This is a genomic window from Bacillus cereus group sp. BfR-BA-01316 (assembly GCF_022664195.1).
Classification (GTDB): Bacteria; Bacillota; Bacilli; order Bacillales; family Bacillaceae_G; genus Bacillus_A.
This window is the reverse complement of sequence record NZ_JAKUGX010000010.1, coordinates 47,196-61,181: the sequence shown is the minus strand read 5'-3', so window position 1 is coordinate 61,181 and position 13,986 is coordinate 47,196. Positions and strand designations below refer to the sequence as shown.

Here is a 13,986-nt window from a genome sequence, read left to right as displayed (position 1 = left end):
TAAAGTTAATTATATTTCTGAAAAAACAGATGTTTTTATGAACATATTGAATTTTAAGAAAAAAGTCAATTATTTATTTTAAAATGCTATTAATACCAATATTTACTCATTTTATAAAGATATCCATACAGATAGAACATTCCTTATTTTCTGTTTTTTATTGACGCTTGCATTTATTTTTAGTTATTATAACTTAATAAACGTCTATTTTGCGACAATTCTAAAAATACAAACATACATAATGAGGAGGCATTTTATGAAAAAAGAAATACCTTTTGGAGTAGCAATTATCCCTATTATCATTACAGTTGCAGTTATGATGGTTACAATTGTTGTATTAAAACAAGGCCCTCACGTCCCACTTATTATCGGTACAACCGTTGCTTCTATCGTTGCCTGGCGTTACGGTTACAAATGGAATGACATTGAAGAAGCAATGTATAAAGGAATTCGCCTCGCATTACCCGCTATCGTTATCATTATTCTTGTAGGTTTAACGATCGGTGCTTGGATTGGCGGCGGAATCGTCGCAACAATGATTTATTACGGTTTAAATCTTTTAACTCCATCACTATTTTTAGTTTCAATTACAATTATTTGTTCTATTGTTGCATTAGCTATCGGTAGCTCTTGGTCTACAATGGGAACAATTGGTGTTGCAGGAATGGGAATTGGCCTAAGTATGGGAATCCCAGCTCCAATGGTTGCCGGTGCTATAATTTCCGGTTCTTATTTCGGCGATAAAATGTCACCGCTTTCAGACACGACAAACTTAGCCGCAGGATTAACAAATACAGATTTATTCACACATATTCGTCATATGTTATTTACTACAATTCCAGGTTTAATTATTACTCTTATCGTTTATGCGTTCTTAGGAAGAAGCTTTGGCGCTAACAATATTGATGCAAAAAGCATCGATCAAACATTACAAGTATTGCAACAAAACTTTGTTATCTCGCCTTTTCTATTAATTATACCAGTAGTCGTTATGGTATTGGTCGCTAAAAAAGTCCCTGCTATACCAGCTATTCTCGTAGGTGTTATTTTAGGATTCTTATCACAAGTCTTTATTCAAGGTGGTTCTGTCTCATCAGCTGTCGGTGCACTCCAAAGTGGATTTGTTATAGACACTGGAAACAAGCTAGTAGACGAACTATTTAACCGTGGTGGCTTAAGCTCTATGATGAATACAGTCTCTATGACAATTGTCGCTATGACTTTCGGAGGAGTACTAGAACATACTGGCATTCTTCGCTCAATTGTAAATCAAATTTTAAAATTAGCGACATCATCAAAAGGACTTATCGCTTCTACTATCGCATCTTGCTTTGCAACGAATCTTACTTGCTCTGAACAATATATTTCGATTGTTGTTCCTTCAAGAATGTATGCAAATGCGTACACAGAAAAAGGACTACATTCTAAAAACTTATCCAGAGCATTAGAAGATGGTGGAACATTAACTTCTGTTTTCGTACCTTGGAATACATGTGGTGTATTTATACTCGCAACACTTGGAGTAGGCGCATTCGAATATGCTCCTTATGCTATATTGAATTTCATCGTACCTATTATTTCAATCATTTATGGTATAACTGGCCTCACAATTACGAAGCTATCGGATATTGAAAAAGCAGACCTATTGAAAAAACAAAAAGCGCAACTAGAAGCTTAAAATTTTTGAAACGAATACAATGGTAAATTCAGCTCATATATTGCGCGAGGGCGCCCTTGTTGATAGGGCATTTCCTCGCCGCAAATATTGGCATACCTGTAATCAACTAATTTCTTTAACAGCCTTTCCGTCGATCGCCGAGTCACTTGTAAATACTCAGAAAGATCGGCCGCTGTAAATTTCAATGATGGATGCGATTGACTAAACTGAATAATTTTTGACAAGTTTGCAGGACTAAGCTTCATTTCCTTCGCTATTTTCATTAATTCAGGATTATCGTTTTTTAAACTTTGTACCCTCTGTTCTTTCGGGAACGGACCAAATAATTCTTTATCACTTGTTAATATATAAAAGCGGCGCTCTATCGGATTATTTTTTGCGAAACCTTGAGCGATTTTTGCATTTTGTTCCGCTTCATTTACTGTTTTTCCGTAACCAAATCCAATAGATACCACTCCTTCTATATTCGTAAATAAACGATCTATCGTATTTGTTTTTGTACTCGATTCGATATCACCACGAGTTGTATACAAAATAAAAGTCATTTCATCAACTTGTTTAAATGAACCACGTAATTCTTTTGAAATTACATTTAATTGTTCAAACGATCTTTCTTGTAACTCTATAAAGGATATAATACAAGCACCAACAGTAGCTGAATGGCTTTTTGCTAACTCAGCTTTTATTTTTGCATCTTTTAACCCCTGTATAATTGATTGCGTTGGATCTATCATACGCTCTGAAGGAATACCTATTTTTTGAAGTTCGTCGTAGACAGCGTGAATACTAGTTAAAGCTAAATCAACCTCTCCAGATTGATATTTAGCTAAATGAAAATCAATGATTCTCTTAATTTCATCATTACTCCATAACATATTTTCATAATCCATCACTTGCGGCGTTTCTTTCAGACCGATATCATGGAACACATTTGTAATAAACGAACGATCTACTAAATCAATTGAAATTTTATGAGGTTGAATACCTTGATGATATATTATAGAAAGAAGTGAAGAAGCGACAGTTGTCTCGTCTTGCTGTAAGTACATACTTGGAATTCGTAATTGTTCTCTTATTTCTTTTGCCATATAATAAGGTAAGGCACCCGAGAAAAAGATAACATCACAAGGTTTTAAACGCTTTAATATTTCAGAAGATTCCGCCGGATGAAGGTAAATATATGGATCAATCTCTATTTCTTCTAGTTTATGAGCAATAGGTAAAAGATTCTCCATAAACTCTTTTGAACCGACAACTGCAATTTTTATCATCATTTTCTCTAACTCCTTATCATTAATTAACGACTATTTAACGTCAACTATATCAAATGTACAAAACCATTGTAAACAGGAAGGGGTCTTTATTCAATGAAAATTACAGCTATTCATCTTTATGCAATTCGGTTACCGCTTCGCGATCCGTTTGTTATTAGTTATGGTTCTTATTCTGATATGCCTTCTATTATCGTCAAAATGGAAACAGATGAATGTATTATCGGTTACGGCGAAGGCGTTGCCGATGATCACGTTACAGGTGAATCATGGGAAAGTACTTTCCATGTTTTAAAACATACACTAGCTCCTGCTCTTATCGGACAAAACCCAATGAATATCGAGAAAATACACGATATGATGGACAATACAATTTACGGTATTCCTACTGCGAAAGCTGCGATTGATATCGCTTGTTTTGATATAATGGGCAAAAAATTAAATCAACCTGTATATCAATTAATTGGCGGACGCTACCATGAAGAGTTTCCTGTCACTCACGTCTTAAGTATCGCCGAGCCAGAAAATATGGCCGAGGAAGCTGCCTCTATGATTAAGAAAGGTTACCAGTCTTTCAAAATGAAGGTCGGCACGAATGTAAAAGAAGATGTAAAACGAATTGAAGCTGTACGAGAACGTGTAGGAAATGACATCGCGATTCGCGTTGATGTAAACCAAGGGTGGAAAAATAGCGCAAACACATTAACAGCACTTCGTTCATTAGGACATTTAAACATCGACTGGATTGAACAACCTGTTGTAGCGGATGATATTGACGCAATGGCTCATATTCGTTCGAAAACAGATCTTCCGCTTATGATTGATGAAGGACTAAAAGGCTCTCGTGAAATGCGCCAAATTATTAAATTAGACGCAGCTGATAAAGTGAATATAAAACTAATGAAATGCGGCGGCATATATCCAGCTGTAAAACTCGCTCATCAAGCTGAAATGGCAGGCATTGAATGCCAAGTTGGATCCATGGTCGAATCATCTGTTGCCTCTTCCGCAGGATTCCATGTCGCTTTCTCAAAAAAAATCATTACTAGCGTCGAGCTGACAGGACCATTAAAATTCACGAAAGACATCGGAAACTTACATTACGACGTACCATTTATTCGCTTAAACGAAAAGCCGGGACTCGGCATTGAAATAAACGAAAATACATTACAAGAATTAAGCGTCTTTCAAGACGTTGTACGCTAAAGGAGGACTAACACATGACGATTCTTTACGAAGGAAAATTAAAACAAAACAAAGATCCATTTCACGTTACATTACTATCTTTAGAACATATGGAACAAATTTTATCATTACAAAACGTTGTAGTTGAAGCGCTAGAAGATAAAGGTCGTTTACAACCACTCTCGCTAGAAGAATTTCAATATATTTTAGAAGGAAAGGGCATGATGATCGGTTCCTTTATAGAAAACGAGCTCATCGCATTTCGTGCCCTACTAATCCCTCCTATCGACGATGAACATTTAGGGCTTGATATTGGTCTACCAGAAAGTCAGCTACACCGCGTCATCTATCAAGAAATCTCAAACGTTCATCCGAACTGCCGAGGAAATGGCATGCAAAAAATATTAGCCACAGTCATCATGGATGAATTACAAAAAGAAGACAGCAAATACGATTACGTTTGCTGCACCGTTGCACCTTTCAACATCCCTAGTTTAAAGGATAAGTTCGCGCAAGGAATGGAAATTGCTGCGCTGAAGGAGAAGTATGGTGGTAGTATGCGGTATGTTTTTGTGAAGGAATTGCGTGAGAATAAGGAGACAGATTGGAAAGATGTGAAAAATGTTGCGATGAGTGATTTTAGTGGGCAAAAAAAATTACTTACTGAAGGCTATCGGGGCCATAAGATGGAAAAAAATCATGAAACATATTCTGTTCAATTTAAAAAGTAAAAATCAAACTTTTATTTTTTAGAAACCAAGAGAGATGAAACCTTAACAATAATCAGGTTTCATCTCTCTTAAAAAACACATTTTAACGTCCATTTAAATCAGTTAAAAAAGTACTTAATTCATTTCCTGGTTGAAATTTAAACATATATCCATAATGTATAAGGCTTTTCCCTTTGCTCTTTCTCTTAGGGAATTGTCTTAACGCTGTATTATGGTATTTACCACTACTTCTATTCATTAAACTATCATTATTTTCTACAGTTTTAGGATTTAACACAATGCTAATTTCGACATTATGTAACAAATATACTACTTCTTTACTTTGGCTATTCTCAAATTCTATAGCCTTGCTAGTTTCTCTTATGAACGTATAATTATTTTCAACAAAAGCTGCATTTAACCCCTTCATTTCATACTCTCCCCTACTCCATGTCATATACTATTATTGTGATATAAACAGAAGTATCTGTCTAGCATTTCTCTGTCCCATCTTTAAAATAATAATCACCCCTAAACCGTCATCTTCCAACTCGATAACGCTAACCAGTTTTCCATTTCCTTATAGTCAGGCATTATCTTCCCGACAAGACGCCAAAAAGATCGATCATGATTTAAATGAACCATATGGCACATTTCATGAACAACTACATAATCAATTACCCTCTGAGGTGCCATTGCTAGCTTCCAATTAAACGTTAACTGTAGATTTGAATCACAAGTTCCCCACGTACGACTACTATCTGTAATACGAATAGAACGCGGTTTTGTTTTAAAGTTACTTTGATGCGCTTTAATACTTTTCTCTACTAATGCCTTGCACTGCTTATAGTAAAATCGTTTTAAAGCTTGTTGTATTTTCTCATCCTTAAGCTCATTCACATAAATGTGTAGCTTATCCCCTTCAAAAACTGCATTGTCTTGCGTAATACTTGCATCTTGAGAAATCTGTATCGGATACGTATTCCCTAAATACAGAAAGCCCTCTCCTTGATCATAATCCTTTTCCTGTGGACCAAGCGCTCGATCCTGCATTTCCTTACGGGTTTTCTGAATCCAATCCCATTTCTCCTCTAGCAACTGGACTAAGTATTCAACAGGTGTCCCTTTCGGAGCTTGCACTTCAACATTACCGTAAGAATCTACATAAAGACGCACGGACTTTTTCTTCTTATAAGTTATATGAAAATTAATTGTCTCACCTAAATATGTATGTACCATTTCATCACCTAACGTATTCGTTCATAATTATTTTTACAAATAAAAAAGAGCAGGCTACTAACGTCCTACTCTACCTATTATATCATTTACTGCTTTAACAAACTTATTATCCTCTATACTTTACAGCCAATCCCTTAATGAAATTCCTTGCGTATCTATCGCCGCACTCTTTGTAATGCTTATGGCCTTTCTTTCTTAATAAAGCGCCTAATTCTCCTTTTGTTACGATGACTCCTACGCTGTCTAATATATCAAGCACATCCTCACTCGTTAAAGATAGTGCGATTTTCATTTTCTTTAAAAGAAGGTTATTGGCACTTTCATTGCTGCGTAAAGGTGCTGCTTGTCCCGCAGGTTGCCCTGGTTTCGGGTCTTGCTTTCCTCTTTTTAAAGTAATAAATCCATTTAAAAATGACTCTAACATCATCATATCGCATGTTAGTACGTACTCATCTTCGACTACATCAGCATCTTCCGCTTCATGTTGTGGACTTCTCTTTACTTTTGTAAGCATATCAAGTACGTCCTCTTTCGTTACTTCAATGCCACCAAGATTAAATATTTCAACCATATCTATATCTTTTATATCCATAGCATATCTTACTCTTTTTAATATATCATTGTTGCTCATTGCCATTGGTTTTCCTCCTGAAATGTTGATTATAGTAATGCTTTTAGCATGTGTAAATTAATGTCGTTAAGTTACTACTTTAACATTTTAGAGGTTGGTTTTGTAGTCTTAGGTGGATTAATGCTTTTGGGGATGATTTTAAAACAGCAACATATGTTGTTTAGGTACTTTAAATTATCCATTTTAACCCAATTAAATTATAATGATACTAGAGTTACTATGGGAGGGAATCAATATTGAATTATCTAATTGGTTATAAAGATGCTGAACGAAACTTCGGACATGAGGACCCAATGCTAACAGAATATACATATGGAGAGTCAGAATCTAATACCGAAAAGCTCCTAAAAGTACAAAAGGGAGATTTTCTATTCTTTCATAAAACAATACATAACAAGCGCTATATAACCGCATATTATGTGATCGAAATGCTTTAAATCAAATTAAACATTATATCAAACTATGTAAAGAAGAATTAAAATTAAATACTGTAAAAGGTATTTTAGTTGGTAATGGGATAGCTCCTTCCTTTGACGATGATATTAATAAAGCAAAAAAGGATGGGATAATCGTGCGAAATTACGGATGGGGATTTACTATTAATTAACACACTTGAAAATGGACTAACCTGATATAGGTTAGTCCATTTCTTTTTATGCAACTCTAATTTAGTGGGCAACTCAAACATGAATGTTACGCAAAATTCAGATGAACTATATTGATTATGTTTACTTAGGTTTTACTTTTTATTTGTGGCACGGTTCACCGTAACTAATCTAAATGAGGTTATTGTTCATTATTTTCATAATTAAATTTAACAAAAAAGGTAGTGCCTTCCGATCCTGTTTGAATTTCTATTTTTGCATTATGACGGGCAGCAATGGCATAACATATGCCTAACCCCAATCCAGTTCCATTATCTTTGGTCGTGTAAAATGGAGTACCCAGTTTCTCTAATACTTCAGGCCTGATACCTTTTCCTTGATCACGCACTGCAAGCACCACACAATTTTGACCTTCCTTGTAGGTGCTAATGGTTAGAACTTTCCCTGTGCCCATCGCTTCTAAGCCATTACGGTATAGGTTTATTAATAATTGCCGTATCTCATTACGATTTAAAAGTAATTCCGGAATGTCATTTGTATCGACTTGAATATATTTATTTTGATTATACGTATCAATCTTTATTAAAGGAATAATATCGTGGATAATTGAATTTAAATCTAACATCTGCAAATCCGATTTCCTTGTATTACCCATTGAGAGAAATTCAGTAATAATAGAATTGGAACGGTCAAGTTCTTCAATCATTAAATTAAAGTACTTATTATGTTTCTCATAGATGTTCTCTTCTTTTAATAACTGCAAAAATCCTCGTACTGTTGTCATTGGATTTCTAATCTCATGGCTGATACCTGCTGCCATTTGCCCTATTAAATCTATGTTGGATAACCTTTTCAATTCCTGCTCATATTGCTTTTTTTCCGTTATGTTTTTAAAAATACAACAAATACCATCATCATACGGGTATGCAATAACTTCGTGCCAATATTCATCAGAGGTAGAAAGAAATTCGAAATGAACTGTAGTTCGCTCTGACATTGCACGATGAAATTCCTTATACATAACTGTGTCGACGCTCCTCGGGAAAACCTCCCGTATATTCTTGCCTAATACATCTTTTGCTGTTTTTCTTTGTGGAAAATATTGATGCTTATTTACGTACGTAAATTCCCATTTATTATTCAAAGTAAAGAATCCATCCGTAATACTTTCAATCACACTTGTAACTTTTTCATTAGCAGCAGCTAGTTCTCTCGTTCGCTCTTCCACCATGCTTTCAAGTTGATCCATATATAACAAGTTTGAAAACGTAGGAGCTGTGGCATCAACGATAGATTTTGCCAGTTGAATTTGGGAATTATCGTAATTGTGAGCTTTTCCCTCTTTGCCAACGACGATTAACCCTAATACTTCTCCCATTGAAACCAATGGAATCATCAGTAGACCCTTACTATCTATATTTTTTGTTTGAATAACCTCTTGGATCTTGGCTTCATAGCTTTTCTCCATCCAATCCGCTTCTGTCCGATCACAGTCCTTGCTTAACTTCGTTGTTTTAATCGTTGTTTTGTCTAGCGGGTCTAAAAGGTGGGCAGCCACGTTTTTACTCTCTAAAATCTGTCCTAAGTAAAAAAAACATTTATCAAAACTCTCCTGTATCGAGGAACACATTGATAAATCACGGGTAACATTTAGTAACAGCTGCTTCTCGGCAATAAGGTTTTCCTTTTGTGTTAAATTATTTGCGTTTTGAATTGCGACCGCAGCCATATTTACATAAGCTTCAACACTTTGAATTTCTGAATCTGTTAAGTTCATTGGAGTTCCATAATCAAATAAAAAAACCAGACCAAATAACTCTTGCCCAAATGAGATAGGCAGGGCTAATAAGGACTTAATTTTGAACGCATCAACTGGTCTCGGATCCGGCCGATGATCCTTTGAGGTATCAGGGATATAGATGGTTTTTTGGGTTTCAATAACTTCTTTTGCCAGTAAGTCTATTTCAGGATCAATTACCTGAGTATCGAGCGTTACGCCATTTATGGTCTCTGGTTTTCCTGCAAACCCTCTAAATGTTCCATCTTCCTGGGGTAAATAAATTCCAACAGCGTTGCATTGAACAATCTCCTCTGATATCGCCATTGTTACACGCTGCAATACTTCACGTAGTTCTAATTTTGTATTTATTATTTTTGTTATATCCGCGAGCCTAGAATATCTCGCCTGATCACTTAACATTCACATAGCCTCCAATTATAGGCATAATAAAATAAACATGATAATATCAGTGAAAATCAAGACCAACCTGCCATTTTCAATTTTCTCCTGTATTCTTTTCTTACCCTTGTTTTACATAGAATACCTCACTTACTTATGATACGGTTCACCTTAATTAAAATGAAACAAACACTCATAAAATCGCTACACCCCATCCCCTCTAACTTTCAAAAGTTACACTGTTTCACTATCTCCATCCTTATCAACACTAGCCTCAAACTTATCAAGCAATGCACGCACTTCATCAGTTGATTTCGTGTTCATCAATTGATTTCTTAATTCAGCAGCTCCAGGGAATCCTTTTACATAAATTTTGAAAAAGCGATGAAGCCCTGTGATTGAACGTGGTAGTACTTCTGCATATTGATCTTGAAGATCAAGTTGTAGTCTTAGAAGATCAAGATGTTCTTTACTGCTATGCTCTCTCGGCTCTTTTTCAAAAGCAAACGGATTTTTAAAGATACCTCGCCCGATCATAACGCCATCAATACCGTATTTTTCAGCAAGTTCCATTCCAGTTTGACGGTCAGGAATGTCTCCATTGATTGTTATTAGCGTATTTGGTGCAATGCGGTCACGTAATTTTTTAATTTCCGGAATTAGCTCCCAATGCGCATCTACTTGGCTCATTTCTTCTCTTGTACGTAAATGAATAGAAAGGTTCGCAATATCTTGTTTGAAAATATGCGTTAACCACTCTTCCCACTCATTTAACTCTTTAAAGCCAAGTCGTGTTTTCACGCTGACAGGTAGTCCGCCAGCTTTTGCGGCTTGAATAAGTTCTGCCGCAACGTCTGGACGTAGAATAAGACCACTACCTTTTCCTCTTGATGCTACATTCGGTACTGGGCAGCCCATATTAATATCGATGCCTTTAAATCCTAGTTCCGCCATGCCAATACTCATTTGACGGAAATATTCAGGATTATCCCCCCAAATATGTGCCACCACCGGCTGTTCATCTTCTGTAAAAATTAAACGGCCACGTACACTTTTCATACCCTCTGGATGACAGTAGCTATCCGAGTTTGTAAACTCTGTGAAAAATACATCCGGTCGACCGGCCTCACTTACTACGTGACGAAAAACAACATCTGTCACATCTTCCATTGGTGCAAGTACAAAAAATGGTCGTGGTAAATCACGCCAAAAATTATCTATCATTTCAAATTCAAATCCTCTCACTATGAATACAATTTCAAACTCTCAATTAAAAAATATAAAGCCAAATGTTACAATTATTTATTATCAAACGCCAGTACATTTGGACATTTATAATTTGTGAAAATCAGCAATATTTATTTTAACTAAAATCGTTGCTGAATGGTATTTTTATAAACCAAAAAGCAGATGGTATAGATTTTTTCTATATCAACTGCTTTTCTATTATACCAACTTAAGCCAAGCTACACACTCTACATGCGTAGTATGCGGGAACATATCAACAGGTTGTACTTCCTGTGTTTTATATCCGCCTTCTTCTAGTACTTTTAAGTCGCGTGCTAATGTTGCTGGATTACATGATACGTATACGACGCGCTTTGGCTTCATGTCGATGATTGTGTTTAGTAGTGCTTCATCACAACCTTTACGCGGTGGGTCTACGACCATTGTGTCGGCGATTACGCCTTCTTTGTACCATTTTGGAATAACTACTTCTGCTTCTCCTACGCCAAATTCAGCGTTTGTCATGTTGTTTAGTGCTGCGTTTCGGTTTGCGTCCTCGATTGCTTCTGGAACAATTTCAACACCGTACACTTTTTTCGCTTTTTGCGCTAAGAATAAGGAAATTGATCCGATTCCGCAATATGCATCGATTACTGTTTCGTTACCATTTAATTTTGCATATTCTAACGTTTTATCGTATAGCACTTTCGTTTGTTCTGGGTTTACTTGATAGAATGAACGTGCTGAAATCGCAAATTTAATGTCACCGATAAAGTCATAAATATATTCTGATCCGCACAGTACTGTCGTCTTATCTCCGAAAATAACGTTTGTACGTTTCGTATTTACGTTTTGAACGATTGATTTTACTTCTGGGAATTTCGCTGCGATTTCTTCAATGATTGCTTCTTTATTTGGCAGTTCAGCCGTACGTGTAATAAAGACAAGCATAATTTCCCCTGTTACTTGTCCGTAGCGAGCCATTACGTGGCGAAGTGTTCCTTTGTTACGCTCTTCATTGTAAGCCGAAATACCGTACTTTTCACAAATACGTTTTACTTCTTGAATTAATGTATCGTTTTCTTCTGCTTGAATTAAGCATGATTCCATATTAATGATGTCATGCGTTCCTTGACGATAGAAACCAGCTACAAGTCCACCTTCACGTTCTCCAATTGGCACTTGTGCTTTATTACGGTATACCCATGGGTTCTTCATGCCAAGTACAGGATGAACAGGAACTTCACTTAATCCACCGATGCGCTGCATAACGTCACGTACTTGTTTTTCTTTCGCTTTTAATTGTCCTTCATATGTTAAGTGCTGAAGTTGACAACCGCCGCACTCGTTGTATACGGGGCATTCTGCATCTTTACGATATGGACTTTCTTGATGAAGCTTCATTAAACGACCAAACGCGAAGTTTTTCTTCACTTTAATAATTTTAATTTGCGCTTCCTCACCTGGTAATCCGTTTTTTACGAAAATAGGATATCCTTTCACTTTCGCAACACCGGCACCATCATGTGTTAAATCTTCAAACACTACATCTATAAACTCGTTTTTTTCAACTGGTGGCGTCATTTTTGTACTCATTTTCCGACCTCTCTTTTTCATAACACTGCGTTACATTTTATCATACTTATATGGTCTATTTCTATCGGAAGAAAAAAAGCTATTGACGATAGTTCTCTAGTAATGTTACGCTACTACTAATTTAATACGGACGATGTTACCTCATATATAGTCGATAATATGGATCGAGAGTTTCTACCCGGCAACCTTAAATTGCTGGACTATGGGGAAAACTAATGAATATTAGCTTGTTTTTTGTATAAAAAGACTCATATTGATTAGCTTTCTCTCATAGATGAAAGTGAATCCATATGGGTCTTTTTTTATTTTTACTTTTCCAAAAGGTCAGACATCTTACGTATGACATAAAACCTTTACTACTTTATTTATTAGTCATATAACGAGTGTTTTATGTAAAAACTTTATACGAACTTCTGAAAGGGGCAACTACATGCAATATGTAATGAGCGTTATCGGTATCCTTGCCGTGTTAGGTTTATGTTTTGCTTTCTCAAACAACAAAAGTAAAATCAACTTCCGTGCAATTGCTATTATGATTGGTTTCCAAATTTTAATCGGTTGGTTTATGTTTGGCACAAAAATCGGTCAGCAAATCATCATTTTAATTAGTAAAGTTTTCAACAAACTAATTAAACTTGGTACGACAGGTGTCGATTTTCTCTTCAATGGAATCCAAAGAGATTTTGTCTTTTTCTTAAACGTATTATTAATTATCGTATTTTTCTCAGCACTACTTTCTATCTTTAGTTATTTAGGTGTTTTACCATTCATCGTTCGTATTGTCGGCGGTGTAATTTCAAAAATTACTGGTTTACCACGTGTTGAATCATTCCACGCAGTGAACTCTGTATTCTTCGGTTCAAGTGAAGCATTAATCGTTATTAAAAACGATTTACAGCATTTTAATAAAAACCGTATGTTTATCATCTGTTGCTCAGCAATGAGCTCAGTTTCTGCTTCTGTAACAGCATCATACGTAATGATGTTAGATGCAAAATATGTACTAGCAGCTCTTCCGCTAAACTTATTCTCAAGCTTAATCGTTTGTTCATTATTAACGCCTGTTGATACGCAAAAAGAAGAAGAAACGGTACAAAAATTTGATAGAAACCTATTTGGTGATAGCCTTATCGGTGCAATGATTAACGGTGCGCTTGATGGTTTAAAAGTAGCTGGTATCGTTGCTGCATTAATGATCGCCTTCATCGGCGTTATGGAAGTTGTAAACTACGTAATTAGTGCTGCTTCTGGTGCAATGGGATACGCTGTTACTTTACAACAAATCTTCGGTTATATACTTGCTCCATTCGCATTCTTAATGGGTATTCCAACTCAAGATATTATCCCAGCTGGTGGTATTATGGGTACGAAGATTGTCTTAAATGAATTCGTAGCAATCCTTGATTTAAAAGGCACTGCTGCAACATTATCTCCACGTACAGTTGGAATCGTTACAGTATTCTTAATTAGCTTCGCAAGTATTAGCCAAATTGGTGCGATTGTTGGTACAATCCGTGCCCTTTCTGAAAAACAAGGAAGCGTCGTATCTAAATTCGGCTGGAAAATGCTATTTGCATCAACACTTGCTTCTATTTTATCTGCAACAATCGCTGGATTGTTTATTTAATAAAAAATCACCTTACTCTTTTAAGTAAGGTGATTTTT

At 35.9% G+C, this 13,986-nt stretch carries 12 protein-coding genes and 1 riboswitch; of the genes, 5 read left to right on the top strand and 7 right to left on the bottom strand.

The features are described from left to right. Nucleotides 1-256: 256 nt before the first annotated feature. Entirely contained in the window at nt 257-1,678 is a 1,422-nt protein-coding gene (nhaC, locus tag MR071_RS10615) for a Na+/H+ antiporter NhaC (protein ID WP_242235929.1), read from the top strand. On the opposite strand, the gene MR071_RS10610 is transcribed toward nhaC, so the two are convergent. Then, entirely contained in the window at nt 1,675-2,952 is a 1,278-nt protein-coding gene (locus MR071_RS10610) for a transcriptional regulator (RefSeq protein WP_105586242.1), read from the bottom strand. The genes nhaC and MR071_RS10610 overlap by 4 nt on opposite strands. Nucleotides 2,953-3,045: 93 nt before the next feature. On the opposite strand from MR071_RS10610, the gene MR071_RS10605 reads away from it, so the two are divergent. Beyond that, nucleotides 3,046-4,155: a mandelate racemase/muconate lactonizing enzyme family protein gene (locus MR071_RS10605; protein WP_242235927.1), complete on the top strand. Its 1,110-nt coding sequence runs from the start codon at nt 3,046-3,048 to the stop codon at nt 4,153-4,155. Nucleotides 4,156-4,169: 14 nt separating this feature from the next. Then, on the top strand, nt 4,170-4,865 hold the full coding sequence (locus tag MR071_RS10600) for an N-acetyltransferase (RefSeq protein WP_105586240.1): 696 nt from the start codon (nt 4,170-4,172) through the stop codon (nt 4,863-4,865). Nucleotides 4,866-4,947: 82 nt separating this feature from the next. On the opposite strand, the gene MR071_RS10595 is transcribed toward MR071_RS10600, so the two are convergent. The 3 genes from MR071_RS10595 to MR071_RS10585 all read right to left on the bottom strand — a co-directional run bounded on the left by MR071_RS10595 (nt 4,948) and on the right by MR071_RS10585 (nt 6,720). After that, the gene (locus tag MR071_RS10595; protein WP_242235926.1) at nt 4,948-5,274 is read right to left on the bottom strand and encodes a hypothetical protein; all 327 of its coding nucleotides are present in this window, start codon (nt 5,272-5,274) and stop codon (nt 4,948-4,950) included. Nucleotides 5,275-5,375: 101 nt separating this feature from the next. Then, nucleotides 5,376-6,083 carry a M48 family metallopeptidase gene (locus MR071_RS10590; protein ID WP_105586238.1) on the bottom strand — a complete coding sequence of 236 codons (708 nt, stop codon included), beginning with the start codon at nt 6,081-6,083 and terminating at the stop codon, nt 5,376-5,378. Between the two features lie 106 nt (nt 6,084-6,189). After that, nucleotides 6,190-6,720: a YehS family protein gene (locus MR071_RS10585; RefSeq protein WP_242235923.1), complete on the bottom strand. Its 531-nt coding sequence runs from the start codon at nt 6,718-6,720 to the stop codon at nt 6,190-6,192. Nucleotides 6,721-6,950: 230 nt separating this feature from the next. On the opposite strand from MR071_RS10585, the gene MR071_RS10580 reads away from it, so the two are divergent. After that, entirely contained in the window at nt 6,951-7,151 is a 201-nt protein-coding gene (locus tag MR071_RS10580) for a hypothetical protein (protein ID WP_105586235.1), read from the top strand. Between the two features lie 349 nt (nt 7,152-7,500). Here MR071_RS10580 and MR071_RS10575 read toward each other — a convergent pair whose 3' ends face one another. The 3 genes from MR071_RS10575 to rlmD form a co-directional block, all read right to left on the bottom strand. Then, nucleotides 7,501-9,519 carry a GAF domain-containing sensor histidine kinase gene (locus MR071_RS10575; protein ID WP_242235921.1) on the bottom strand — a complete coding sequence of 673 codons (2,019 nt, stop codon included), beginning with the start codon at nt 9,517-9,519 and terminating at the stop codon, nt 7,501-7,503. 213 nt (nt 9,520-9,732) lie between these two features. Next, complete coding sequence (locus MR071_RS10570; protein WP_242235919.1) at nt 9,733-10,722, bottom strand: tRNA dihydrouridine synthase; 990 nt, start codon at nt 10,720-10,722, stop codon at nt 9,733-9,735. A gap of 222 nt (nt 10,723-10,944) precedes the next feature. Further along, on the bottom strand, nt 10,945-12,321 hold the full coding sequence (gene rlmD / locus MR071_RS10565) for a 23S rRNA (uracil(1939)-C(5))-methyltransferase RlmD (RefSeq protein WP_105586232.1): 1,377 nt from the start codon (nt 12,319-12,321) through the stop codon (nt 10,945-10,947). Between the two features lie 121 nt (nt 12,322-12,442). After that, a riboswitch (purine riboswitch) is annotated at nt 12,443-12,544 on the top strand. Between the two features lie 207 nt (nt 12,545-12,751). Between rlmD and MR071_RS10560 the strand changes: the two genes are divergently transcribed. Next, nucleotides 12,752-13,948, top strand: a complete 1,197-nt coding sequence (locus MR071_RS10560; protein ID WP_105586231.1) for a NupC/NupG family nucleoside CNT transporter — start codon at nt 12,752-12,754, stop codon at nt 13,946-13,948. The last annotated feature ends 38 nt before the right edge of the window (nt 13,949-13,986 follow it).